This is a genomic window from Acrocarpospora macrocephala, from assembly GCF_009687865.1.
Classification (GTDB): domain Bacteria; phylum Actinomycetota; class Actinomycetes; order Streptosporangiales; family Streptosporangiaceae; genus Acrocarpospora; species Acrocarpospora macrocephala.
This window is the reverse complement of the sequence record NZ_BLAE01000112.1, coordinates 1-24,924: the sequence shown is the minus strand read 5'-3', so window position 1 is coordinate 24,924 and position 24,924 is coordinate 1. Positions and strand designations below refer to the sequence as shown.

The following is a 24,924-nucleotide window of genomic DNA, read 5'->3' as shown; positions in this document are numbered from 1 at the left end:
GTCGTACCTGCTCGGCAACAACACCCTCCTGGGCTTCCCCGCCAGGCACCACCTGGGGCCCAACCGTGAGGTGATCGACCAGGTCGGCGTGCCGCCCGACCACTACGTGCCCCTGACCCCGCAAGACGCGGCCACCGGACGCGACCCCGCGCTGGCCAAGGCCCTGACCTTGCTGCACAAGTGAACGGACCTCTCCATGAGACAGCTCCTGGCCCTCGCCGCGGGACTGGCCGTCCTGGCCGCGTCCGCCTGCTCCGCCCCCGCACCACCCCGGTCCGACGCCCCACCGGCCACGCCGGCCGGACCCGCCATCCTGCCCGCCCCCACCGGCGCCCATCCGGTCGGCACCACCGCCCTGTACCTGAAGGACACCTCCCGCCCCGATCCCTGGAACCTCGACGCCGACACCAGGGAGCTCAAAGTCACCCTGTGGTACCCGACCAAGCAGCGCGAAGGGCGGCGCGCGCCGTACCTGACAGCCAAGGAATCGGAGCTCCTGCTGAAAGGCTCCGGGATCGCGGGCGTGCCGTACGACACGCTGAGCAAGACACGGACGAACGCCCTGCAAGACGCCGAACCCGCGGGGCGGAGGCTTCCGCTGGTGGTGCTCTCCCCCGGCTTCACCAAGCCGGTGAGCACCCTCACCTCCCTGGCCGAGGACCTGGCCAGCCGGGGATACGTCGTGGCCGGGATCGACCACACCTACGAGAGCTACGCCACCACATTCCCCGACGGGCGGATCGCGGAATGCCTCGCCTGCGACAGCGACACCGACCCGGGCTTCGGCACGGGCGTGGTCCAGAGCCGGGTGGCCGACGTCTCCTTCGTGCTCGACCAACTGCCATCGAAATGGGACGGCTCCGCCCTGATCGACCGCTCCAGAATCGCGATGGCGGGCCAGTCGATCGGCGGGGCCGCCGCCCTGGCGGCCATGGTCAAGGACCCCCGGATACGCGCCGGAATCGACATGGACGGCACCACCTACGCCCGCATCCCCAAGACCGGGCTCTCCAAGCCGTTCCTGTTCATAGGGACGAAGCAACACATCACCGGCGGACCCGACAACTCCTGGGACCGCGACTGGAAGCTGCTGACCGGATGGAAGCGCTGGCTCGTCCTGACGGGCACCGAACACACGTCCTTCACCGACAGCCCCCTGCTGGCGGACGCCCTCGCCATCAAGCCCCTGCCCGGCACCCTGCCCGCGCCCCGCGCAGCCGAACTCACCCGCACCTACGTGGCGGCCTTCCTCGACCAACACCTGAAGTCACTGCCGCAACCCCTCCTCAACCAGCCGTCATCCCGCTACCCCGAGGCCAAGTTCTGCCCCGCGACCTGCGCTCAATCCTGAGGCCCGGCGGCCTCGCCGGTCAGTGGACGGACCCCTGGCGGGTCCGGGTGGCGACCGCTCGAGCCAGCGTGCGTAGTGGCGCCTTCATCGTGGCCAGGGTGAGCACCACCACGGTCGCCACGAGCAGGGTCATGGCGATCGAACTGTCGAAGAAGATGGACGGGCTGCCACGCGAGATCTGCAGGGCGTTGGACAGGGAGCGTTCCATGAGGGGCCCCAGGACGAGCGTCAGCGCCACCGGGGCCAGCGGCACGTCGATCGTGCGCAGCACGTATCCGAGGACGCCGGCCGCCACCATCACCACGACGTTGAACACCGACCCGTCCAGCGTGTACGCGCCGACCAGCATGAACCCGATGACGAGGACGTACAGGGTGGGGTAGGGAATGCGCAGACAGGTGATCCAGACGCGAACCAGCGGCAGGTTGAGGGCCAGCAGGATCACGTTGCCGACCACCATGCTGGCGATGATGCCCCAGGCCACGTCCGGGTGGTCGCGGAAGAGCAGCGGGCCGGGCACCAGGCCGTTGATGGTGAACGCGCCCATCATGATCGCCATGGTGGCGGAGGTCGGGATGCCGAGCGTGAACAGCGGAATCATGCCGGACACCGCGTTGGCGTTGTTGGCTGACTCGGGCGCGGCGACGCCTTCGACGGCGCCGTGGCCGAAGCGTTCCGGGGTCCGGGAGAGCCGCTTCTCCAGCACGTACGAGCCGAACGAGGCGACCGCCCCGGGTGAGCCCGGCAGCAGGCCGGTCGCGAAGCCCACGACCGAGCCCCGGGCGATGGGCAGGGCCGATCGGCGCAGGTCGTCCCGGGTGGGCAGCACTTTGCCGACCTTGATGGCCGCGGCCGAGGCGATCGAGCCCTTGATGCTCAGCAACAGTTCGGACAGGCCGAACAGGCCCATGATGACGGGGACGAGGTTGAGGCCGTCGAGAACCTGCTGACTGCCGAAGGTGAACCTGGCGACGCCGTTGAGCGGGTCCAGGCCGACGACGCCGAGCATCAGGCCGAGGGCGGCGGCGATGAGCGCCTTCAGCGTCGACCCGCCGGCCAGCCCGATGACCAGGGTCAGGCCGAGCAGGGTGAGGGCGAAGAACTCGGCGGGGCCGAAGGCCAGCGCGAACCGGCTGAGCGGGGCGGCCACGACGAAGCCCACGACGCCCACGAGCCCACCGACGAAGGAGCCGATCGCGGCGATGGCCAGGGCGGGACCGGCACGCCCCTGTTTGGCCATCTGGTAGCCGTCGAGGGTGGTGGCCACCGACGAGGTCTCGCCCGGCACATTGATCAGTACGGCGGTGATGGTCCCGCCGTACGCGGCTCCGTAGAGGATGGCCGCCAGCATGATGATCGCGGTGACCGCGGGCAGGGTGAGGGTCACCGGCAGCAGCAGGGCGGTGGCCGCGGCGGGCCCGAAGCCGGGCAGCACGCCGACGAGCATGCCCAGGACGCAACCGAGCAGGGCGAACGCCAGGTTCTGCGGGGTGAGGACGGTGCCGAAGCCCTGGAGTAGTTGATCGAACAAGGGTGCCTCACAGTCCGAGGTATCGCAGCGCCGGGATGCCGGCCGCGGGCAGTGAGACGCCAAGCCCGTTGACGAACAGGGCGTAACTGCCGATGCCCATGACCAGGGTGATGGTCACGACCAGCCACCAGCGGACCCGGGCGACGGTCGCCAGCAGCAGGGCGATGACGGCCGACATGGTCAGCTGGTAGCCGAGCACGTCGACAAGGGTGACGAAACCGGCGGCGGCCACCATCGTCATGACGATCCGGAACACTCCCTGGCGCTCCGGCCGCGACGGCGCCTCACTTGACGGTGTCCGACCCATGACGGTCATGACTGTCCACGCCAGGGCGAGCCCCGCCATCAGCGAACCGATGGCGAAGGGGAACACGCCCGCGCCGGGCCGGGCCGCGCTGCCGAAACCGTACCCGATGCTGGTGATCGCGACATAGGCGCCCATGACGAAGGCGACCAGGGCGCCGACGAGGTTCCCGGCCCGGCCCGCGTCGCCTGGCGGCTCGGCGGATTCCGGGCGGAGGTCCGGCTCGCGCCGGGTCTCGACGTTCACCGCCGCTCCCGCGAGACCGACGGGGCGGCGATGGACCGGTGCAGGTTCTCCAGGTTCTCCAGGGCGACCTCGCACCGCTCAGGTGCCAGGTGGTAGAGAGCGAGTTGGAGGGCGTAGCAGACCAGGTGCGGGACCACCTGGGTCCGGAAGTCGTCGTCTACGCCGCGCGGGGCGACCAGCAGGCGGTCCGGCGCCGACGCGAGCGGGAGGCCGTGCACGTCGGTGAGCACGATGCTGCCCGCGCCAACGTTGCCGACGTGGGCGAGCATCCGGTTCAGGCTGGGCGGCACCCGCCGCAGCGCGAAGGCGAAGAGCACGTCGCCGTCGCCCACGGAGATCAGATGCTCGCCCAGGTCCCGTTCGGCCGTGGCCGGGATCGGGTGCGCGAGCAGGCCGAGCATGCGCAGCCGCCGGTCGAGGAAGGTGACCAGCGGCGCGGCGTAGTGGTTGCCGTAGATGTAGATCCGTCTGGCGTCCAGCAGCTGCCGGGCCGCGTCGTCCAGGTCCTTCTGGGGGATATGGTCCGGTAGCTTTAGCAGCGCGGTCGCCTCGGCCTGAACCAGGGCGTTGAGGTCGTAGCCGCGCGACTCGTTCAGCTTCACCAGCCGCGCGGTGCCGCCCTCCAGGGCCTTGACATCCTCCCGCATGGCCTCGCGCAGTTCCGCGAAACCGGCGTAGCCGAGCTTGCGGGCCAGGCGGATCACCGTGGACTCGTGCACGCCTGCGGCCGTGGCGATCTGCGCCGCGGGCATGAAGACCGACTCACGCAGGTCGCGCATGAGCACGTCGACCACTCGTTGCTCCGACGGGGTCAACGTCCGTGGGTTGCTCAACAGTAATGAGCGGAAGCTCATCGTCTCCCCCTTTGAGATCCTGCATACCTGCGAGAGATTGCAGGATCGCGCTCGAGCTGTCAATAGCACGGATCTGATTCCAGAAGGAGAACCCCCTGTTAAAAGGGGGTTGACTGAGTGCAGGTTCTCTTGCAACTCTGTGCACGGCTGCAGGACTGGAAGGCAGTTTCCGAGTCAGCCACGAGTTCAAGGAGATCCGATGCGTGGACGAACAGGTCGCATCGTCGCAGTCGCCGGCGCAGTGGCCACGGCCGTACTGGCGTCCGGTTGCGCGAACACGTCCGCCGGTTCCGGCGACGGGAACGCCGGTTTCCCGGCTGGCAAGACGGTGGAGGTCATCGTCCCGTTCGACGCCGGCGGCTTCACCGATGTGCTGACCCGCCTGGTCGCCACCGGGATGAGCGAGAAGCTGGGTTCGCAGGTGCAGGTCATCAACCGACCGGGTGCGGGTGGCACGATCGGGCTGACCGAGTTGTCGACGAAGAAGCCCGACGGGTACACCATCGGCACGCTGAACATGCCGTCCGGCTTGGCGTACCTGGACACCAAGCGGGACGTCTCGTACCGGCTGAACTCGTTCGTGCCGGTCGCCGGCCTGGCGACCAGCCCGACCGTGATCGCCGTTCGTAAGGACAGCCCGTTCAACACGCTCCAGGATCTGATCGCCGCCGCGCGGGAGCAGCCCGACACCATCAGCCTGGCCGGCGGGAGCAATCTCACCAGCGATGACACTCTGACCGTGGCCGGGCTGCAACAGGCCGCGGATGTCAGGTTCAACGTCGTCACGGTGGACACCGGCGGGGCGGACAAGACCACCCAGCTGCTGGGCGGCCAGATCCAGGTCACCGTGGGCAGCCTCGGCGCCGTGCAGAGCGCCTACAAGAGCGGGGACGTACGCATCCTGGCGGTCGCCAGCGCCGAACCGAGCACGCTCCTGCCCGACGTGCCCACCCTCGCCTCCGCCGGGTACGACATCACCACCTCGGGCGCGATCACCATCGCGGCGCCCGCCGGTACGCCGGACCCCGTCACCGGCGCGCTCGAATCGGCCATCAAGTCGGCCGTGTCCTCGCCCGACCTGGTGAGCAAGGCCAACGCCGCCGGGTACGAGATCTTGTTCCGCGACCGTGCCTCCCTGGCGACCTTCTGGTCCCAGCAGGAGGCCGACGCCGAGAAGATCATCGCCGCCGGCCAGTGACACCCTGAAGGGAGCAAGATGATCACCGGTATCGATCACATCGAGATAGTCGTCGCGGACATCGACGCCATGTCGACGTTCTTCCAGAAGCTCGGCTTCACCGAGGTCCGCCGCACCGACCATCACGGTCAGGCGGTCGAGATGCTCGTACCAGGCACGGAGGGCACGATCATCGAGTTCCACACGGGGCACGCCACCGAGCCCCCCGGCCTCAACCACATCGCCTTCCGCGTCGACGACTGCGCGGCCACGGTGGAGGAGTTGCGCGGGGCCGGGGTCTCCATTCCCAAGGACGCCAAGGTCGCGGCCAATAGCGGCCGCCTGGTGGCCAGCTTCCGGGACCCGATGTACCAGCGCTGGCAGTTGGCCGAGTGATGGCCGACTTCCCCCGCGCGCCGCAGGCGCTGCTGGACCGGTTCCGCACCATCCCCACCGCCAACATCGGCGACGCCGTGGACCGGCTCGGCGTGCTGGACGGCGGCATCCAGGCGGTGTGGCCCGGCGCGAGACTGATCGGCAGCGCGTACACCATCTGGACCCGCGCCGGCGACAACCTGGCCATCCACCAGGCGCTGGGCGAGGCCCGCCCCGGCGACGTGCTGGTGGTCAACGGCGGCGGCGACCTGTCCCGCGCCCTGATCGGCGAGCTGATCGGGGGGCGGGCCAAAGCCGCCGGGATCGCCGGGTTCGTCATCGACGGCGTGGTCCGCGACGCCGAGGGGCTCGCCGCGTTCCAGATGCCGGTCTTCGCCCGAGGAGTCAGCCCGGCCGGGCCGTACAAGAACGGGCCGGCCCGGCTGGCCACGGTCGTCGCGGTCGGCGGCGTGGCCGTGGCGCCCGGCGACATCGTCGTGGGCGACGCCGACGGCGTCGTGGTCGTCCCCCTGGCCGACGCCGAACACGTCGCGACCGCCGCCGAAGCGGTCCGCGACCACGAGGACGTCAAACGAGCCGCCATCGCCCAGTCACTGGCCAAGAGCGGGAGCGCCTGATGCTGACCCGGATCGACCACATCGACCTGCGCGTCCCCGTGCTCGCGGACGCCGTCGCCTTCTTCGCCACCCTCGGACTGAGGCAGGTACGCGCGTTCGGGCCCCCACGTCAGTCGGTGGAGATGGCCCTGCCCGGACCGGACCAGGTGCTCCTGGAGATCCGCGAGGATCCCACGGTCACCGGCACGACCGTGGACCACATCGCCTTCGCAGCCGATGACGACCGCGCCGCGCTCGACGCCCTCAAGGCGGCCGGACTGGTGTTCTCCCGCGAGGCGCATCCGGTCGCCGTCACCGGACGGCGGGTCTCCAACTTCACCGACCCGCACGGCGGGAAATGGCAACTGACCGAGGAATACCGTTGATCATCGACTCGCACGCTCACTACACGACCGCCCCGCCGCAGCTCGACGCTTACCGCGGGCGGCAGGTCGGCCGGCTGAACATGCAGTCCCGGGGCGGGCTGAAGATCAGCGACGACGAGATCCGGGACTCTCTGCGCGGGCACATCGAGCGGATGGACCGGCTCGGCGTCGCCAAGATGATCTTTTCGCCGCGGGCTTCCGGGATGGGGCACGAGGTCGGGAACGAACTGACCAGCCTGTACTGGACCCAGGTCAACAACGACCTCATCGCCCGCGTCTGCGACCTGTTTCCGGACCGGTTCATCCCCGCCTGCCAGCTGCCGCAATCCCCCGGCATCAGCCCGGTCAACTGCGTCGACGAGCTCACCCGCTGCGTCGAGGAGCTGGGTTTCGTGGGGTGCAACATCAACCCTGACGTCGCGGGCGGCGGCCAGCCGTTCACCCCGCCGATGAGCGACCGTTCGTGGTATCCCCTGTTCGAACGAATGGTGGAGCTGGACGTCCCGGGCCTCATCCATGCCTCGTCCACCGTGAACCCGGCCCTGCACCTGAACGGCTCCCACTACACCAACGTGGACGCCGCGGCCGTCTTCGAACTGTGCTGGTCCGACCTGCTGGACAACATCCCCGAACTGAAACTGATCGTTCCGCACGGCGGCGGATCGATCCCGTTCCAGTTCAACCGGCTGCGTTCACTCAACCTCGGCGGCAAGCGCAAGCCCTTCGAGGAAGCGGTCAAGCGCATCTACTTCGACACCGCCGTCTACGACCGCGACTCGATGGAGATGCTCATCCGCAAGATCGGAGTCGACAACATCCTGTTCGCCACCGAACCGTTCGGCACCGCCAAGAACATCGACCCGCAGACCGGCAGAACCTTCGACGACACGATCAGCTTCGTCGACGACATCGACTGGCTCACCGCCGACGACAAAGAGAAGATCTTCGTCGGAAACGCCCGCCGCCTCTACAGCCGCGCCAAGCTGTAGAACGATCGGCGAGCGAACATGCCTCCGATCGATCTCCTCGGCCGCCTTACGAGGGCGACACGGTCGCGGCCTTGCTGTGGCAGCCGATGGAACTTCCATGGGCGACCTGGTACTTCGCGGCTTCGCCTGGTCGCCGTGTTGACGTGCGGCGACGTACGTGTCTACCGTCCGCACGCTGCATTGATCGGTTTGGGCCGGCCGCCCGCATCCCTCCGTCGCTCAGGGAGCCACCATGAAACGACTTGTCTACGCCGTCCTGGTGGCGCTCGCTGTGTCGGTCGGACTCGTGGTGACCACGCCCGCGGTCTCCGCGGCGGCCCCTGTAAGGATCATGCCGCTCGGTGACTCCATCACCGGTGGACCCGGGTGCTGGCGGGCCCTGCTCTGGGATCGCTTGCAGCGTACGGGCTTCACGAACATCGATTTCGTCGGAACCCTGCCAGGTGGTGGCTGCTCCGTGGCGCACGACGGTGACAACGAGGGGCACGGAGGGTTCCAGGCCACCGGCATCGCCAACCAGAACCAATTGCCGCCATGGCTCGCCTCCACCCGGCCGGATATCGTCCTCATGCATCTGGGCACCAACGACATCTGGGGCAACATCCCGGCCACGACCATCCTCTCCGCGTACAGCAAACTGGTCGACCAGATGCGTGCCAGCAATCCGAGCATGAAGATAGTCGTCGCCAAGATCATTCCGATGGCGCCGAGCGGGTGCACCTGGTGCCCTCCGGGCGTGGCCGCGCTCAACGACGCCATCCCCGGCTGGGCCGCCGGTAAGTCCACCGCCCAGTCGCCGATCACGGTAGTCGACCAGTTCACCGGCTTCGACCCGGTGGCCGACACGAACGGGGACGGGGTACACCCGGACGACTCGGGCTTCCAGAAGATGTCCGACCGCTGGTACCCGGCGCTGACTCCCCTCCTCGGCGGCACCACGCCACCCACCGACACCACCCCGCCGACGGTCCCGACCGGGCTGACGGTCTCGGTCAGCTGCACCTTGACGGTGACGCTGAACTGGACCGCCTCCACCGACAATGTCGGCGTCACCGGCTACGACGTCTACCGCTCGTCCAACGGTGGCACGTTCACCTCTGTCGGCACTACAATGACCACCTCGTTCACCCAATCTCTCAGCGGGCTTGCCCAGTACCAGGTCCGAGCACGCGACGCCGCAGGCAACACCTCCGCCTTCACCGCGCCGGTCACCGCCGTACCGCCGCCGTGCCCGACCAGCCCACCGCCGGACACGCAGCCGCCCACCACCCCGGGCACGCCGACCGCGACCATCACCTGCGGCTCGGCGACGCTGAACTGGACCGCGTCGACGGACAACGTGGGCGTCACCGGGTACGAGATCTGGCGCGCACCCGGCGCCACCGGTGGCACGTTCGTCTCCGTCGGCACCTCGACGACCACGTCGTTCACCCAGTCCGGCGTGGGGACCTTCCGCTACCAGATCCGAGCGCGCGACGCGGCTGGCAACACCTCCGCGTTCACGCCTCCCATCACTGTCATCACCCCGGCCTGCCCGTCGCCCAGTCCGGGCACTGGCGCGTGTACGGCGGTGTACAGCCAGGTCAGCAGCTGGTCCGGCGCATTCCAGGGTCAGGTGACCGTGACCAACACCGGCACCACCGCGACCACCGGGTGGACGGTGACCCTCACCTTCCCCAACGGCCAGCAGATCACGCAGATCTGGGGTGCCCGGACCGGCGGCACCGCCAGCCCGTACACGATCACGAACGAGAGCTACAACGGAACGCTGGCCCCGAACGCGTCCACCACGTTCGGCTTCCTGGCGAACTGGAGCGGCACCAACAACCCACCCACGACCACCTGCACCCGAACCCCGACAAGCTAGACGCCGACGAGGTCAGTGGACCTGTTTGTGCTGGTCGGCGGGGCTAGGCCAAGCGTCTCGCGGTGATGTGGGCTTCGGCGGTGTTGGCGCCAACGTTGCACGCTTGAGCATGGCGAAATATCGCCCTGGACAGCCCCGGCAACACCTCCGGCACCACCACGACCACATTCCTTCGCAAGCCTACGTGCACTGACGAGGCCTGACGCTGGATTAGTTGCCGCTGTTCGCGTGACACCTCTTCCTGATCATGTCTTCGGCCAGGATCAGGAAGAGGTTTCTTGGTGGCCGATAGTCGCTCACCCTTGCTCGTCTCGCCTGGGCGCCAAGGATGCCGCCGTGCACTGGCCGCCGCCCTGGTCGGCGGCGAATCGCAGGGAGCGAGAGATGCAGCCGATGATGCCGTCGATGATCGTCATGAGTGAGCCGATGTGTCCGGTGCTGCGGGCGAACAGGTAACCCTACAGGTCGTAGGCGAGAAACCCGGGATGCTCGTCCACTGGCTTGACATGTGAAGAAAGAAGGCCAGAGAATCTCTTGGCATTCGCCTGAATCATTTTGGTTCATGCCGTCAGATCTCGCTTTGGATGGGGGACGTAGGCGTTTGAAGCGCGCAGAGGTGGAGAGAACCGGGGCGATCCCGATAGGGCTGCAGCTCGCAGCGGAGCTGCGACAGTTGCGCGAATTGGCGGGAGTGTCGGGACGTGATCTGGCGCAGCGGATCGGGGTCAGCCAGTCCACGGTGTCGCGGATCGAGTCGGGTCGCGTGCTCCCTTCGCTTCCGCTGGTGACGGCGTGGAGAAAGAAGGTCGGGGCATCCGCCGAGACGCAGGACCGACTCGCGTCGCTCACTGAGGCGGCTCACACCGAAGCCAACCCGTGGCGCGTGGCGCTGCGAGAGCGTGGGCACCTGCAGGACGACGTCCAGGAACAGGAGACGCTCGCGCGCACCGTGCGTGTCTTCCAACCGTCCGTCGTGCCCGGACTGTTGCAGACCGCTGAGTACGCTCGCCGCGTATTCTCCCTGTTTCAGGTGCCGTACGCCGACGCCGACCTCGCGGCCGCCGTGGCCGGACGACTCCGGCGCCAGTTGGCTCTGTATGAGAGCGACCGTCAGTTCGATTTCCTCATCACCGAGGCGGCGCTGCGGTGGCGTCCCGGCCAGCCAAGGCTGCTTCTTGCACAGCTGAACCAGATCGCGTCCATCGGCACCTTGGAGAACGTCTCCATTGGGTTGATTCCGCAGGACGTCGAGGCGCTCACCTGCACCTCGCACGGGTTTGTCATCTATGACGATGACGACGGCGCCATCGTGTCGGTTGACACCATTCATGCGAACCTCGCCGTCAGGGCTCCCGAAGACGTCGATCTATACCTAGAGCGCTGGTCCCTGCTCCGGCGGATGGCCGTGTTCGACGATGAGGCCAACCGATTTCTCGCACGTGTCGCGTCCGACGTTCGCGCCATGGCCGATGGTTGACCAGCCGCACCGTACGCACGGGCGGAAGGGGGTGCCACGAACCTCAGAACGTGGCACCCCGCCGCCGCTGGCAGGGGCGTTAGAAGTCGAACTCGCCGGCCACGACCCCGAGCAGGAACGCTGCCCACTCCTGCACGGTGAACCACAGCGTCGGACCGTCGGGGGCCTTGGAGTCACGCACCGCGATCCCCTCGACCTTGGCGGCCTCGACGCAGTCGCCGCCGCCCTCGCTGAAAGAGCTCCTCCGGAAAGACTCCCCGTCGATCCGCACCCAGCTTGCGTATCTGTCCATGAATTCTCCCGTTCTCTGCGGGCGACCCCTTGTCGCCCTGCACCAGCCACAGTGCCTTCCTCACCTGGGCGAACGGCTGGGCGAACGGCTGGGCGGCCAAATGGGTGAGGCGCTGCCAACCGGCATACCAGCGGAAGGAACACGGCGAATGGTGAGGTTTCGACTTTTCGGTGCGGTCGAGGCCCAGGTCGGCGACAAGCGCATAGATCTGGGCAGCGAACGAGAACGGCGCCTGCTGGTCGCCTTGTTGTCCAAAGGCCGGCGAATCGAACGGCAGAAGCTGCTCGACTGGATCTGGGACGAGGCTCCGGACAGCGCCTTCGGCGACCTCGACAAGTTCATGAGCAAACTACGCAGGCGGCTGGACGGGATCGGCCTCGGCGAGGCGCTTGTCAACAGGGACAGGCTGTGCCAGCTCGACGTGCCCGCCAACGCGGTCGATGTCCACCGGTTCCGCGCGTTGGTGGCGGAGGCCCGCCACGCGGACGACCAGCGTGCCGCGGCTCTGCTCAGCGAGGCATTGGAGCTGTCGGACGGTGAGCCGCTCGCAGGTTTGAGCGGTCGGCAGGTCGACAGTTACCGGCACGCGCTGAACGAGGAACGTTACGCGGCCGAGCTCGCCTTCGTACAGGTGGAGCTCCGGCTGGGCCACCATCAGGAACGAATCGCCGACTTGGCGAGACTGTTCGCGGAACGACCAGACGACACCGTTGCCGGGCTCCGCATGTTGGCCCTTCATCGCGCGGGCAGGCAGGCCGAGGCGTTGCGGGTCTACGATGAGCACCGCCTTCGGCTCAAGGCGATGGGCCTCGATGTACCACAGCGTCTGGCAGAGCTCCACGGACGCATCCTCCGCAACGACGAGCGACTCCAGCAGTTCGGCGACGAGTGGCTGACGGGATGCGCTCGTCCGCCCAAGCCAGATAAGTCCGAATCGGTGCTGGGTGTGCCGGAAGCGGAATTGGACGATGCCCGCAAATCGCCCGATCCGCCGAACGAGGCCGAGCAAGCACTGACCACCCGGCACCTGGTGGTCCTGGTCGGCGATTCCGTGGCAGCTCGGACCACCGCCCTCCGCCTGCTCGGGGACCGGTTCGGGCGGGATGTGTTTGACGTGACCAAACGCTGGACTCGACCAAGTGTCGCGCTACTGCCGACGCCACGCGACGCCTGCGGGTATCTGCTGACTCTGAACGACACGGCGACCGACCGCCCTGACGCGGCCTTCGCCGAGGACCTGCTGACTCACGCTGCTCGGCTGGCCGACAACGGATCATACCTGGTGGTCACCGTCCGCCCGGAGCTGTGGCGGGACTGCCGGCACGCGGCGAACGCCGTGACGGTACGGCTCACCCGACCGGTCCCGGCACCACCCGTCCCACCCGAACGAGAGCACCTGCGACTCACCGATCCTGACGGCCACGTGTCGGTGTATTCGTTGCGCGACGGCCGAACTCCGCAGGCTCAGGTGAGCCTTGGCCGGACGGTCCCCGACGAGCCAGCACCCGACATCGAACTGGCTTCTGGTGAGTCCAGCTTCGTCAGTCGGCGCCACGCCTGGCTGGAGTACGGGGACGGCGAATGGTGGCTCGTGCCGATCGGCAAGAACAAACCGTCGATCCGCTATCGCGGCACGACCCACACCGAACGCGTCGAGGATCGCGCCAGGCTCAGGAACGGCGACGTGGTCCTCATCGAGGTCGGCGGGTCCACAGAAGGTCAGCCTCGTGGCTGGGAGCTCGAATTCCGGGACCCGCACGAGACCGTCACATACCAAGGAGATCAGTGATTAGCACGCCGTACGACCCAGCACCAGCACGGGCCACCCCGTCCGCTCCTACCCGGCGCACGCCTCGTTCGTTCCTGGTGGCGGGAATCTTCGCCGTCATGCTCACCGCGCTCACCGCGCCGCTCGGGCTCCTCGACTGGCTGCCGGTCATCGGCCTGCTCCTCGAGCGTGGCGGGGCGGTCAGCGTCATCGCGGTCCTGGTCGTAGCGATCTCGCTCTGGATAGTGCTGTTCGCCGTGGGCCGCCTGGCAACCGGGAGGAAGGAGCGGACTGCGGTGGCCAGGGTCCGAGTTGCCCTCACTTCGGTACCACCCGCTTCATCGGCAGATGCGCTGAGCAAGCACCTGCTGCGCGCGCTATCCGCCGCAGCACGCCAGGACTCCCTCGTAGCGCGACGGGTCGGGACGCTCGAGGGCAGCGGTAAGTCCGGACAGGACGGTGCCAGAACTGCCCTATCCTCCCGTTCCGAGCTTGATCACGCCCTCGGCGAGGTGTTCTACCTTCCCGCGCGTGCGCTGGTCTGGGCGTTACCGGCGCTGGGATTCTTGGGCACCGCGGCTGAGATGTCGCGTGCCGTGGGAGGCCTCGGTAACAGTGTCGGCGCGACCACGGGCTATGCCAACCTGCGCAACACTCTGGTCTCCGAGGTCATCCCGCCGCTCGCCGACGCGTTCGGGGTGACGCTGTTCGCGTTGGGCGCCGGCGTCCTCTGCCACCTGCTGCTGACCTGGACCGATTCCCGGGATCAACGGATCCTGCTCGACGTCGAAGAGGCCACGCTGGAGATACTCGACCGGGTGTCGCCGGTCATCCCCGCGACCCTCAACGGCCAGATCGACATACTGGTCAGTGAGCTCAGCAGGACCAGGTCGACCATGATGGAGTCGGCCGGCCAGGTGGCCGCGCTCGACCTGGGCCAGCTCTCCCACCTCCAGCAGCTCGCGCCGCTGCTGCAGTCGGTCGTTCAGCGCCTCGACCAGATCCATGCCGAGCTCTCCCAAGAGCTCGTGATCACCCGCCTCGGCTCGTACGCGTCTCGGAGCTGACGCGATGACGACACCGGTATTCGTCCGGCGACGAGCGCGTGCCGTCGAGCACCCCGTCGAGCTTCGGTTCGTCGACATGCTGCTCACCATCATCGCCACGCTGATGGTCGTGGCAATCGTGCTCAGCGTCATCAGCGCCATCAGCGGCAGCGGACAGCCAGACGTCGTGCCCCGGGTCACGACGCGCTCGGTGCCCGATGCCATCGCCGGACGTCCGTACGAGCTCACGCTCGCGGTCGAGGGCGGCGACGGCGAGTACACCTGGCGGGCGGTTGGCGGCAAGTTGCCTGCTGGCCTGCGGCTCAGCGCGGACGGGGTCATCAAAGGGACACCGGTCCGAAAGCAGACGGGCAGCGTGAGCGTGGTCGTGCGTGACGGCTCCAGTCGGGTCTCCGAGGCGCGGGAGCTGGGCATGATTGTCCGGCCGCCCGCTGCCGGAACCATCGGGCCGATCCCGCCTCGGATCATCGGTGCGGTGACGCTGCTCGACGGTGCGGTGGCCGGCCAGTCGTACAAGTACACGTTCGCCGCCGACTCCGGAACCCCGCCGTACCGGTGGAGTGGCGTCGCGCTCCCTGGCGGGCTCCAGCTCGCACCAGACGGCACGCTCGCCGGCCGGCCGGACGCCGGCACCAGCACCTTCACCGTGATCATGTCCGATTCCAGCGGCGCCACCGCTCGCCAGCAAGTCCGGCTCGTGGTGCAGGAAGCGCCAGAACCGCTGTTCTGGCGGATTCTCGGCTGGCTCAAGACGATCATCACCTGGATCGGCTACGTGCTCTTCGCCAGCACCGTGTTGACCTTGCTCCTCGGCGCTCCGCCGACTTACGGGCACAGCGGCGTGCGCGGATGGCTTCGCAATAGATCAAGTAAGAGGGGTGGAGAATGGGCCTGATGCCAGGCATGGAGCTTCCTACTGGAGAGACCGTGAAGGAGGTACGCCGCGGTGGATTCGCCGAGGTCGGCGTGTGCGACGACGGCTTCGGAGGCAGGAAGGTCGTCAAGCGCATCAAGGACGAGGTGCTTGCCAAGGTTGGTGAGGGGGTGCTCGAGGCGTTCTTCCAGGAATGCCAGGTATGGGTTCACCGGCTCGGCGGCGCCCCGCCGAAGGCGCACATCGCTCGCGCGCATCACGCAATGCGTAGGCTCGACGACCTCGGACCAGTGCTCTACTTGTCCTATGTCGACGGACCATCGCTGAGTGAGTTGATCAGGCAAGGCCAGCAGTCGCTGAGCCAGACCGTCAGGATGGGCGCCCAGATGGCCTCGGCGATCGCGTACGCCCACGAACGCGACGTCCGCCATCGCGACCTCAAGCCGAACAACATCCTGCTCACCACGGGCAATGAGATACAGCTCATCGACTGGGGGCTCGTCAGGGCCCAGCACGCGACCGACTTGACCGCCGGGGTCGTGGACTACTGGTCGCCGCAGCGCCGCGCCGATCCGCTACTGGACGACCCCAAAGACGACGTCTACGCGCTGGGCGTCATCCTCCACGAGTGCCTGACCGGGCGGTATCCGCGTGACCTGGCGCAGCTCCGCGGCGACCTCGCCGCCGCACAGCCCACCGCTCAGGCGCACGTCCTCGACCTGGTGTGTCAAATGCTCGCTCCCTCGCCGGCCGGGCGCCCGACAGCTCATGACGTGAAGGCGATGCTCAGCGCCACGGACCTACACGCCGACGTGCTCGCCCGCGAGGTCGAGCACGCCTTCTGCAGGTCATGCGGATTCGTGGCCGGGGAGGCGAGGGCTGCATGCCCGGTGTGCGAAAGCCAGATGTACGAGCGTTACGCCACCCCGCCGCGCGAGGGCATGGTGCGAGTGCCGCCGGGTATCTTCGTCCACGGGCTGACCGAGAACCAGGCCCGCCAGGCCCTGATGGCCGCCGGCATCGACTCCGGCGGGCAGAATCTCAAAGTGCTGGCCCCGCCCGACGACCCGCCACGAAACGTGTTCGTCCCCGGATTCGACATTGACGTAACACCCGTGACGAACCTGGCTTACGCGGAGTTCGTCGAAGCCACCAACTACCCGGCTCCGCAGGGCCTGCTCGCAGACTGCGCCACCCGGCCCAATCACCCGGTCGTGCATGTCACTTGGCGGGACGCACTGTGCTACGCGTTGTGGGCGGGCAAGCGACTGCCGCGCCCGCTGGAGTGGGAAAAAGCCGCACGGGGCGACAAGGACAACCGAACCTATCCGTGGGGGGACGTCTGGCGGGACAACCTGTGCAACCACATTCGGTACCCGTCCGCGGACTTCCGAACCACCAGTCCGGTCACCGCCTTCATTGCGGGCGAGTCCGACGGTCGGTCGCTTTTCGGCGTGGCCGACATGGCCGGCAATGTCAGCGAATGGGTCTCCCACAGCCGGGAAACTCACGCCAAAGGCCGAGACGCCGAGGCACGAGCCGTTTGTGGTGGCGGCTGGAGTGACCCGGTCGCCGCCTTCGGCGCCGTGTCAGCACAGAGAGCAGCGGAGATCGACTTCAAGAGTGAGTCGGTGGGGTTCCGGTGTGCTGCCGACATCTGCTACGAGGAAAGGGAAGTCGAGGTCAATAGGGAAGGTCGGTCGGGGTGAAGCGCCACCGGAGACCTGCCACGACGGCTGGGTCGTCAACCGCGTGATCGACGCGTGCTACCGGTCGATCGCGTCAGGAAAATGGGAGCCGGTTCCGCACCAGCTATGCGTGGACGGTCTGACGACGGCCTGTTTCTCATGGCGATCGGGAAAGCCTACTGTCCTGATATGACTAACACCCGATATGCCGCCAACGGCATGGTTTGCACGGTTGACCATCTCGCCTCGTCCGCGGGGATCACCACGCTTGACCGAGGGGGCAGTGCCGCCGACGCGGCCGTGGCGGCCAACGCGGTGCTGGCGGTGACGGCACCGCACATGTGCGGTCTTGGCGGAGATCTGTTCGCCCTGGTGCACGACGGCACGGGGGTGAGCGCGCTGAACGCCTCCGGGCGCGCCGGCAGCGGCGCGGACCCGCGGCGGCTGCACACAGAGGGCCACGACCGGATGCCCCACCTGTACGACATCCGGTCGGTGCCCGTGCCCGGCTGCGTGGACGGCTGGCTGACGCTGCACGAGCGCTTCGGGCGACTCCCGCTCGACGTGGTGCTGGCGCCCGCGATACGACTGGCTGCCGACGGCTTCCCTGCGTCGCCGCTGCTCGTGCCCGGGGCGCCGTTCATCGGGTCGCTCCCGGGAGCCGGTGACTTCGCCGAGGTCCAGGCGGTCGGCGACCCCGTACGGCGGCCAGGCGTGGCGCGGGCGCTGGACGCGATCGCGACGAGCGGACGCGCGGGCTTCTACCAGGGCGAGTTCGGCCGCGGGCTGCTCGCCCTCGGCGCCGGCGAGTACACCGAGGCCGACCTGGCCAGGCTCAACGCCGACTGGGTGACCCCGCTGCACGTCACCGCGTTCGGGCACGGCGTATGGACGATCCCGCCCAATTCGCAGGGCTACCTGCTGCTGCTCGCGCTCGGCGTGCTGGAAGGGTTCGAACTGCCCGGCGATCCGGCCGACCCGCGCTGGGCGCACCTGCTCGTCGAGGCCGCCCGCGCCGCCGGACACGACCGGCTCGAGGTGCTGCACGAGGGCGGGCTCGCCCCGCTCGGCTCGGCCGCCGAACGCCGCGCGCTGGTCGACCCCGACCGCCGTACGGCAGGACTGGGCGGCGCGACCGCCCGGGGCGACACCACCTACCTGTGCGTGGTGGACGGCGACGGCATGGGCGTGTCGCTGATCCAGTCGAACGCCGCCGGATTCGGCAGCCTGCTGTTCGAGCCGGACACGGGGATCAACTTACACAACCGCGGCATCGGCTTCTCCCTCACGCCCGGCCACCCCGCCGAGTACGGCCCCGGCCGCCGCCCCCCGCACACCCTGTCACCCGCCCTGATCACCCGCCCGGACGGCTCGCTGCGCACGGTGATCGGAACGATGGGCGGCGACGCGCAACCGCAGATCCTGCTCCAGCTCGTCACCCGCCTGCTGGCCCACGGCCAGACCCCCGGCGAGGTGATCGACGCGCCGCGCTGGGCGCTCGGCGTCGACCGCAGCACCGGTTTCGACACCTGGCGCGGCGGCGAGGTCGTCGTCGAGGTCGAGGACGGCGCCGCCTGGGCCCCCGGCCTGGCCGAGCGCGGCCACGTGGTCCGCGACGAGCCGTACGGCGACAACTTCGGGCACGCGCACCTCATCGACGTGCTCCCCTCCGGAATGCTCGCCGGGGCCGCGGACCCGCGCGCCCGCATCGGCGCCGCCCTCGGTCGCATCGCGACGGAGAGGTGACGCGGTTTACGACTGGGGAGAAGCGGAGGAGACGCCGGGTCGCCAGCCGAGTGCCGGGCCGAGCCTGGTGGCGATGTCGGTGAGGATCTGCACGTAGTCGCCGTGGTCGAAGGTGAACGGCAGGGCGAACGCGACCTCGTCGATCTCCCCGAAGGCGGCGTGGGCGTAGAGACGTTCGGCGATCTCGTCGGAGGTTCCGACGAGATCGGGCGCGAACATCAGGCGCGCCGGACCCTGCGGTGACGCGGTACGCGGCGTCCGCTTCTCCGCGTACTCCATGTACTTGGCGCGTTGCTCCGGGGAGGCGGTGTCGGTGGGGATGACGACGAGTCCCTGGGAGACACGGGCGCGGTCGCCATCCGGGTGATGAGCGCGGAAGGTGCGGATATGCGACAGCTGAATCTCGGCGAAGTCCTCGGATTCTTCGGCCTTGACGACGCTGCTGGTGAGGAAATTCATGGCGTGCTCCCCCGCCCACCGGGCCGAAGGCAGGCTGCCGCCGCCGTACCAGAGACGGCTGCCCAGGCCGGGTGAATGAGGCTGGACCCGGTCGGAGAACACCTCGAAGCCCTCGACGCCGCTGAAATCGGTGACCGGTTCGCCGCGTACGAAGTCCAGCAGGCGCCGTACCCGCTCGTAACTGAAGTCCTCCACGTCGGAGCTGCTGGGGTAGAGCGCGTGTTTGACCTGGTCGTAGTGGATCGGCGGGCCGACGCTGACACCCGGATTGAGGCGGCCTCCGGAGAGGATGTCCAGGGTCGCCAGGTCTTCGGCCAGCCGCAGCGGGTTCTCCCATCCCAGGGGGATCACGGCCGTGCCCAGCTCGATACGGCTGGTGCGCTGGGAGGCCGCCGCCAGGACCGCGACCGGGGAGGAGATGCCGTACTGCAGATGACGGTGCCGCACCCAGGCGCTGTCGAACCCCAGCCGTTCACCCAGTTCGATGGTCTCAAGCGTTGACTCGTGACCCCGGCGAGGATCGGCCTCGTCGAACAAGCCAATGGTCAAGAAGCCCAGCTTTCGCAAAGGTTGCGAAGTCAGCGGCACAGGTCCCTCCCTACTCCCGCGGCATGCTCCGCCACAGCCATGTGACCATCATCGCAGGGTCACGAGGTGCCTCACCGCCCGCCGACGAGCCGTTCGATCACATCCTCGGCGGCCGCCGGCAGCCCGAGCCCGCTGAGCGCGGCCGCCTCGGGGAAGGTGTGGGTGAGGCCACCCGGGAGTCCAGGGACGAAAGTGCCCAGCCCGGTCACGATCGCCTCCATCAGGACGGCTGCCTGGTCGCGAGTTCGCCCGCGGCCCACGACCGCCTGGACGTCTGCCTCGAGAGCGCTCCACGCTCCCGTCCGCTCGCCGTCGATGCCGAGCATCTGCCCGGCCTGCCCGACCACATGGATCAGCCCCTCCCAGTACGGCAGATGCGCCCGCAGCAACAGAAACCCTTCCCCGCCCGGAGACACCTCCAGCACCCCGGGAGCCCCGTCCGCCTCCGCGCGCGCCACCACCGAGCTACTCACCAGCGGCACGTACGCAACCTTCGCGGACGGCCTCGACTACAGCGCCCTGAACGCCGCAACGTCCACCAGGTCATGACCAAACCCACCGATCCCGCGTACAGGTCGTCAGCGCGGTGTCCCGCCGGGTGCGCTCTTGCCGCGCAACACGGGCACCAGCACGGTGGCCGCGAGCGTCAGCGTTGCGGCGGACAGCAGGCCGGTCCCAGCGGACCAACGATCGACTATCACGCCGGCCACCGCGACGCCTGCGGCCCCGCCCAGGGCGGTTGAGGCGCCGAGCCAGGCGAACGCCTCGGTGTCGCTACCTTCTGGGGCCTGCGTCGCCACCAGGTGGGCCAGGTTGGTCAGCGCGGGCGCCACCCCGATGCCGGCGAGCACCATGAGGGGATACATCGCCGCCACGTTGCCCGCCAGGACCAGCGCCGCGAAGCCGAGCCCCACGGTCGGCAGGAGCAGCAGGGCGTGCCTGCGGGGCGAGCCCTGCCAGTCCCGGCTCCCGTAGATCAGCCCGCCGATCACGCTGCCCAGGGCCCAGAACCCGAGCAGCGCACCGGCGGACTCGATGCTCTGCCACTCGGCGGCCCGGGCGGTCACACTGACCTCGATGACGCCGATCGTGAAGGTCAGGGTCCCTGTGAGGACGAGCACCGGCAGCAGGCCGGCCAGGACGGTCACGGACGGCAGCCGCCGACGGCCCGCCTGCGCGGGGTGAGGCGAGCCGCCTGCAGCGGAGGGGAGGAAGACCACCGCACCGAGCAGCATCAACGCAGCGCATCCGAGCAGTGCGACGCTCGGGGCCGCGATCGCGGCAGCGACGCCGGCCACCGTCGGGCCGACGATGAACAGCACCTCGGTGGCTACCGAGTCCAGGCTCAGCGCGGCGGTCTGCGTCCGCTGTGACAGAACGCGGACGACGACGGCGCGCAGTGCGGCGCCCAGCGGTGGTGTGCTCGCTCCCGCGACGGCCGCGAAGCCGATCATCCCGGGTGCGGTGCGGCTGGTGGCCAATCCGACGGTCGCGGCCGCGCTGATGGCCGCGAAGGCGACGAGCGCGCGGGCTCCCCGCCGATCGGCCAGCCGTCCCACGACGGGCGCGCCCGCAGCGCCGGCCAGGGCGTAGGTCGCGACGACAGCGCCTGCGGCGGTGAAATCGTGCAGTCGCTTCTGACCGGCCAGCAGCATTGCCAGAGGCATGATCGCCTGCGCTAACCGTCCGACCACTGCACCTGCGGCGGCCCAGCGGACCCGCCGGTCGGCGAAGACCGCCCGGAACCGCCGTAGCCCGCGCGGGGCGTCCTCGCCGGTCATCACGCTTGCGTTGGTGGTGCCGGGTGGGGAAGGCCGTAGACCACCAGACGGACGGGCCGTTGCTCGGCGGATGGGTGGGCGGCGGCACTGTCCAGGTGTTCTCGGGTCACGCGTTCGACCGCCAGCCCCCATGCTCTGAGCTGCTCCGCCGTCATCGCCGCCGTGCGGGTGTGGACGGTCACCGCCGACTGCCACTGCTGCGACCATGACCTGCGCTCGCCGATGGCGTGTAGCAACAGTCCGTAGTTGTGCTGCAGACCTGCCTCCAACAGGCCGTCGGCGGCGTCGTGCCACTGCTGGTTCCCGGCAGTGCCGGGTTCGGTCAGGGGCACCTGCAGCTCGTCGTAGGCCCGGCGCCAGGGGTGTTCACGCTGATTCGCCCCGGCCTCGGAAGCGACCTCAATGAGGCCATGCCGGGCCAGGACGTGCAGATGGTACGAGCACGTCTTCGCACTGAGCCCGAGCAGTTCGCCGCACCGGGTCGCGGTGAGGTTGTCGCAGGTGCGGAGCAGGTCCAGGATCGCCAGCCGGGTGGGATGCGCGAGCGCTCGCAGCGCCGCCACGTCACGGTTGGGAATATCTGTTCCGGAAGACATGTTCCGAATTTACATGCCATCTCGGGCATTTGACGACGCGTTTGAGAATCGTGCCCGTTCGGCCGAGGTAGCGTCCGAAGTCACTGGCCACGAGACCGGGGTGGACATCGACGATCTCGACGTCGGGATGCCGGCGCTGGTGTTCGCGGTGCAGCAGGAGGCTTACCAGTTTCACCCGGGCATAGCGCTGGTGCGGGCCGAGCTCGGTCACGCGATCGAGCTGGCTGCCCACGTCCTGGTGGTGCAGGACCGCTCCTCGATGCGAGTAGGAGCTGGTGGCAACAATCCGCCCGCCGGCCAAGGTGGCGGTGACCTCCCGGATGAGCAGGAACGGGGACAGAGCGTTGACCTGGTAGTTGAGCTCGTTGCCGTCCACGGTCGGCGAGGTGTCCGCGAAGGCGCCCCCGGTGTTGCTCAGCAGCACATCGATCTTCTCCACGTCCGCCGCGAGATCGACGGCGAGCCGGCGAACCTGCTCAAGGTCAGCGAAGTCGGCCACGTAGCGGGAGACGGGACGTCCAGTCGTCGCGAGTGCATCGGCGATCTCGCCGGTACGAGCCCTGTTGCGCCCCACTACGACGACGCGGGCCCCTCGTTCGGCGAGCTGCCTCGCGGCTTGTGCACCGGTGCCGGAAGAGGCGCCGGTGACTACGACGGTCTTGTTGTCAGCTTCTCAGTCCTGAAGGGCCGAGCTTGCAGCTCCTCGCCGTACATGGCGTGTACGGGTCAGGCCGCGTCGTCGGCAGCGTGACTCACTGCCCAGTCCATCACACCGCGTCTGGCGATGTTACGGGCCGCGTTGACGTCGGCGTGCTCAGCGAAGCCGCACGACGTACAAGCGAAGGTTTCCCGGTCCGGCCGGTTCCTCTTGTCCACATGCCCACACTGTGAGCACTCCTGCGAGGTGTAGGCCGGATCCACATAGACCAGCGCGACCCCCGCCCGGGCCGCCTTGTAGCCGATGAAGGTGGCCAACTGGTGGAAGCTCCAGGTGTGCAGGGTGACCCGCTGGGGCTTGCGAAGCCGTACCCGCTCGCGGATGCCTTGGAGGTCCTCCAGGGCGATCCCGCGTCCGGTGCGTTCTGCCTCGGTCACGATGCGTTTGGCGATCACATGGTTGGTGTCGGCGGCGAACCGCGCCTCCTTGCGCCGCCGTGCCTTCAACAGGCGTTTGGCGCTCTTGGTGGCTTTGGCCTGCAACCGGCGGCGCAGCTGCCGCTGCCGGTAGCGGTGGGCGTTCAACGCTTTACCGCTGTGGCGGGTGCCGTCGCTGGTGGTGGCGATGTTGACGATCCCGACATCGACACCGACGAAGCCGCCGCCCGGGTCGGCGATGGGCAGGTCGGGCAGTTCGCAGGTGGCGATCAGGAACCAGGAGCCGTCCTGGCGCACCAGATCCGTTTCGCCCTTGCGGTGTTTGGCCAGCATCGCCACCTGGTGCGGCGAGCCGGTGAACGCGATCCCGCGCAACCGCCCCGCCAGGGTCCACACCGAGACGGTCCGGGCATCGATCCGCCACGACAGGCACCGGTCGTCGAACGGCTGCGCCGCCTCCGGACGGAAAGCGATCGGCTTGCTCTCGGCTTTCACCCGCCGTTTCGAGCCCGCCTCACCGAGGTTCCCGGCGCGGATGTTGGCCCGCAAGGTCGTGTACGCGTCGGCGACCTTCTTGATCACATGCTGGGCGGCCTGCGCCGCCAGCCCGAACTCCTCTTTCACCTGGCCGTAGACACGTTTGCGGAGGTCGTAGTGGCGTTGGAGATTGTGCTCGAAGGCGATGCCCGACACCCGGTTCGCGGCCAGATTGGCCACGCGCAGGGTCGCTTCCAGCGCCGCCGCCTGCTCAGGCGTCGGCAGAAGCTTCACCCGCACCACCAGTTTCATCCATCGAACACACTATCGTTTGGTCCATAGCTTTTGGTCCATGTCACCGTGATGGGACCCCAACCCCTCCGCCGAGGGAGACGTGTCGTCCACCGCTGGCAGGCTCATGTGGTCTTCACGCCCAAATACCGGCGCGGGTTCACCGCGAGTCACTCCACCGCTGTAACAGATCATGATCGAGTGTGCGACGACTTCGGGGCCGAACCGGTCGAGTTCAACGGCGAACACGATCGCGTCCGCCTACTCGCCCATTACCCATCCAAAGTCACCCTGTCGAGAGTGGTGAACAGCCTCAAAGGCGTCTCGGCCCGGCTCCCGCGCAAGGAGTTACCCGGCCCACGTCGCACATGCTTGCAGGGCGAGCGCTTCTGGTCTCTATCCTCCTTCGCCGCCTCCTGTGGCCGGCGCAACTGTGGCGATCGTCAAGGAATACGAGGAATACATCGAGAGTCGGAAACGTCCCGACTAACCGCCAAGGTCAAACCCGAACCTCGGAAGCGATTCCTCCCGGGCGTGAATGCCCGGGGTTCCTCGCTAAAGCTTGCTGAAGAGGGCTTGAGGTCACTAGGGCACCATCCTTCTCACAGGCACCCGTATGGTGCTTGTTGTTGGAACCCGGCGGGAGCCGGGGTGACGGCCTTGTGCGGTCGCTCTTTGAGGGCCTCCATGACACCGCCGCCCCCGGTTCTCGCGGGGCTTGGGACCGGCAACAGGGAGATGCGCCGTAGAGCGCCGGTTAGTGACCACCCGGGAGCAGGCCCCGTCGCCGCCGGGTCGTCGCTGCCACCGTCTGGAGTCGCTTTGCCCGTTTCGCTGCCTGTTTCGCTGCCCCCCGCGCAGTTCTTCGCCGGACTGGACTGGGCCGCCGAGGTCCACGCTGTCTGCGTGATGGACGCCACCGGGACGATCGCCGACCGGTTCACCATCGCCCACACCGCGGACGGGATCGCGATGCTGATCCGCCGCCTGGCCAAACTCGCCGACGCCGCCGACGTGCAGATCGCGAT

At 68.4% G+C, this 24,924-nt stretch carries 23 protein-coding genes and 3 pseudogenes; 16 read left to right on the top strand and 10 right to left on the bottom strand.

Translation table 11 applies throughout. The annotated features are described in order from the left end of the window. Together Amac_RS54305 and Amac_RS51400 are read left to right on the top strand one after the other, a co-directional pair. Positions 1–184: pseudogene (locus Amac_RS54305) on the top strand (S41 family peptidase); the annotation flags it as partial. 12 nt (positions 185–196) lie between these two features. Beyond that, positions 197–1,351, top strand: coding sequence for an alpha/beta hydrolase family protein (locus Amac_RS51400; protein ID WP_155361728.1), 1,155 nt, complete (start codon positions 197–199; stop codon positions 1,349–1,351). A gap of 19 nt (positions 1,352–1,370) precedes the next feature. Here Amac_RS51400 and Amac_RS51395 read toward each other — a convergent pair whose 3' ends face one another. Genes Amac_RS51395 through Amac_RS57655 form a run of 3 tightly spaced genes read right to left on the bottom strand, consistent with a single transcriptional unit; the run spans position 1,371 to position 4,286 of the window. Further along, positions 1,371–2,882 (bottom strand): tripartite tricarboxylate transporter permease, encoded by a 1,512-nt coding sequence (locus Amac_RS51395; RefSeq protein ID WP_218041776.1) that lies wholly within the window; start codon positions 2,880–2,882, stop codon positions 1,371–1,373. Positions 2,883–2,889: 7 nt separating this feature from the next. Further along, positions 2,890–3,432 (bottom strand): tripartite tricarboxylate transporter TctB family protein, encoded by a 543-nt coding sequence (locus Amac_RS51390; RefSeq protein ID WP_155361727.1) that lies wholly within the window; start codon positions 3,430–3,432, stop codon positions 2,890–2,892. Then, entirely contained in the window at positions 3,429–4,286 is an 858-nt protein-coding gene (locus tag Amac_RS57655; protein ID WP_155361726.1) for a MurR/RpiR family transcriptional regulator, read from the bottom strand. The genes Amac_RS51390 and Amac_RS57655 overlap by 4 nt, the downstream gene beginning before the upstream one ends. A 199-nt stretch (positions 4,287–4,485) precedes the next feature. Between Amac_RS57655 and Amac_RS51380 the strand changes: the two genes are divergently transcribed. From Amac_RS51380 to Amac_RS51350, 7 genes are all read left to right on the top strand, one after another. Next, the gene (locus Amac_RS51380) at positions 4,486–5,484 is read left to right on the top strand and encodes a tripartite tricarboxylate transporter substrate binding protein (RefSeq protein WP_170323076.1); all 999 of its coding nucleotides are present in this window, start codon (positions 4,486–4,488) and stop codon (positions 5,482–5,484) included. Positions 5,485–5,502: 18 nt separating this feature from the next. Further along, positions 5,503–5,859: a VOC family protein gene (locus Amac_RS51375; protein ID WP_155361724.1), complete on the top strand. Its 357-nt coding sequence runs from the start codon at positions 5,503–5,505 to the stop codon at positions 5,857–5,859. Next, entirely contained in the window at positions 5,859–6,476 is a 618-nt protein-coding gene (locus Amac_RS51370; RefSeq protein ID WP_155361723.1) for an RraA family protein, read from the top strand. Before Amac_RS51375 ends, Amac_RS51370 begins: the two co-directional genes overlap by 1 nt. After that, the gene (locus Amac_RS51365) at positions 6,476–6,841 is read left to right on the top strand and encodes a VOC family protein (protein ID WP_155361722.1); all 366 of its coding nucleotides are present in this window, start codon (positions 6,476–6,478) and stop codon (positions 6,839–6,841) included. The genes Amac_RS51370 and Amac_RS51365 overlap by 1 nt, the downstream gene beginning before the upstream one ends. Beyond that, a complete protein-coding gene (locus Amac_RS51360) occupies positions 6,838–7,830 on the top strand; it encodes an amidohydrolase family protein (RefSeq protein ID WP_155361721.1) in 993 nt (330 codons plus the stop codon). The genes Amac_RS51365 and Amac_RS51360 overlap by 4 nt, the downstream gene beginning before the upstream one ends. Before the next feature lie 232 nt (positions 7,831–8,062). Next, positions 8,063–9,697: a cellulose binding domain-containing protein gene (locus Amac_RS51355; RefSeq protein ID WP_155361720.1), complete on the top strand. Its 1,635-nt coding sequence runs from the start codon at positions 8,063–8,065 to the stop codon at positions 9,695–9,697. A gap of 601 nt (positions 9,698–10,298) precedes the next feature. After that, complete coding sequence (locus Amac_RS51350) at positions 10,299–11,174, top strand: helix-turn-helix domain-containing protein (protein ID WP_246269241.1); 876 nt, start codon at positions 10,299–10,301, stop codon at positions 11,172–11,174. Between the two features lie 79 nt (positions 11,175–11,253). Here Amac_RS51350 and Amac_RS51345 read toward each other — a convergent pair whose 3' ends face one another. Further along, positions 11,254–11,466 carry a DUF397 domain-containing protein gene (locus Amac_RS51345; RefSeq protein ID WP_155361718.1) on the bottom strand — a complete coding sequence of 71 codons (213 nt, stop codon included), beginning with the start codon at positions 11,464–11,466 and terminating at the stop codon, positions 11,254–11,256. Between the two features lie 148 nt (positions 11,467–11,614). Here Amac_RS51345 and Amac_RS51340 point away from each other — a divergent pair, with 148 nt between their 5' ends. From Amac_RS51340 to Amac_RS51320, 5 genes are all read left to right on the top strand, one after another. Continuing rightward, the gene (locus Amac_RS51340) at positions 11,615–13,255 is read left to right on the top strand and encodes an AfsR/SARP family transcriptional regulator (RefSeq protein ID WP_170323075.1); all 1,641 of its coding nucleotides are present in this window, start codon (positions 11,615–11,617) and stop codon (positions 13,253–13,255) included. Beyond that, positions 13,252–14,301, top strand: coding sequence for a hypothetical protein (locus Amac_RS51335; protein WP_155361716.1), 1,050 nt, complete (start codon positions 13,252–13,254; stop codon positions 14,299–14,301). The genes Amac_RS51340 and Amac_RS51335 overlap by 4 nt, the downstream gene beginning before the upstream one ends. Positions 14,302–14,305: 4 nt before the next feature. Beyond that, positions 14,306–15,196: a putative Ig domain-containing protein gene (locus tag Amac_RS51330; RefSeq protein ID WP_155361715.1), complete on the top strand. Its 891-nt coding sequence runs from the start codon at positions 14,306–14,308 to the stop codon at positions 15,194–15,196. 32 nt (positions 15,197–15,228) lie between these two features. Beyond that, on the top strand, positions 15,229–16,884 hold the full coding sequence (locus Amac_RS51325) for an SUMF1/EgtB/PvdO family nonheme iron enzyme (RefSeq protein WP_170323074.1): 1,656 nt from the start codon (positions 15,229–15,231) through the stop codon (positions 16,882–16,884). A gap of 168 nt (positions 16,885–17,052) precedes the next feature. Then, the gene (locus tag Amac_RS51320; RefSeq protein ID WP_155361713.1) at positions 17,053–18,609 is read left to right on the top strand and encodes a gamma-glutamyltransferase family protein; all 1,557 of its coding nucleotides are present in this window, start codon (positions 17,053–17,055) and stop codon (positions 18,607–18,609) included. Positions 18,610–18,615: 6 nt separating this feature from the next. On the opposite strand, the gene Amac_RS51315 is transcribed toward Amac_RS51320, so the two are convergent. From Amac_RS51315 to Amac_RS51290, 6 genes and pseudogenes are all read right to left on the bottom strand, one after another. After that, a complete protein-coding gene (locus tag Amac_RS51315; protein WP_246269240.1) occupies positions 18,616–19,617 on the bottom strand; it encodes an LLM class flavin-dependent oxidoreductase in 1,002 nt (333 codons plus the stop codon). Positions 19,618–19,727: 110 nt separating this feature from the next. Further along, entirely contained in the window at positions 19,728–20,138 is a 411-nt protein-coding gene (locus tag Amac_RS51310; RefSeq protein ID WP_155361711.1) for a hypothetical protein, read from the bottom strand. Between the two features lie 96 nt (positions 20,139–20,234). Continuing rightward, complete coding sequence (locus tag Amac_RS51305) at positions 20,235–21,437, bottom strand: MFS transporter (RefSeq protein ID WP_246269242.1); 1,203 nt, start codon at positions 21,435–21,437, stop codon at positions 20,235–20,237. Next, positions 21,437–22,033 (bottom strand): ArsR/SmtB family transcription factor, encoded by a 597-nt coding sequence (locus Amac_RS51300; protein WP_155361709.1) that lies wholly within the window; start codon positions 22,031–22,033, stop codon positions 21,437–21,439. Before Amac_RS51300 ends, Amac_RS51305 begins: the two co-directional genes overlap by 1 nt. Then, positions 22,002–22,682, bottom strand: a pseudogene (locus tag Amac_RS51295) (SDR family NAD(P)-dependent oxidoreductase); the annotation flags it as partial. The pseudogene Amac_RS51295 and the gene Amac_RS51300, both read right to left, overlap by 32 nt. Positions 22,683–22,759: 77 nt before the next feature. After that, complete coding sequence (locus Amac_RS51290) at positions 22,760–23,917, bottom strand: RNA-guided endonuclease InsQ/TnpB family protein (RefSeq protein WP_155361708.1); 1,158 nt, start codon at positions 23,915–23,917, stop codon at positions 22,760–22,762. 51 nt (positions 23,918–23,968) lie between these two features. Between Amac_RS51290 and tnpA the strand changes: the two are divergent. Beyond that, a pseudogene (tnpA, locus tag Amac_RS58325) lies at positions 23,969–24,313 on the top strand (IS200/IS605 family transposase); the annotation flags it as partial. 405 nt (positions 24,314–24,718) lie between these two features. Next, the coding region (locus Amac_RS57045; protein ID WP_170323072.1) for an IS110 family transposase at positions 24,719–24,924 on the top strand (206 nt) is incomplete at its 3' end.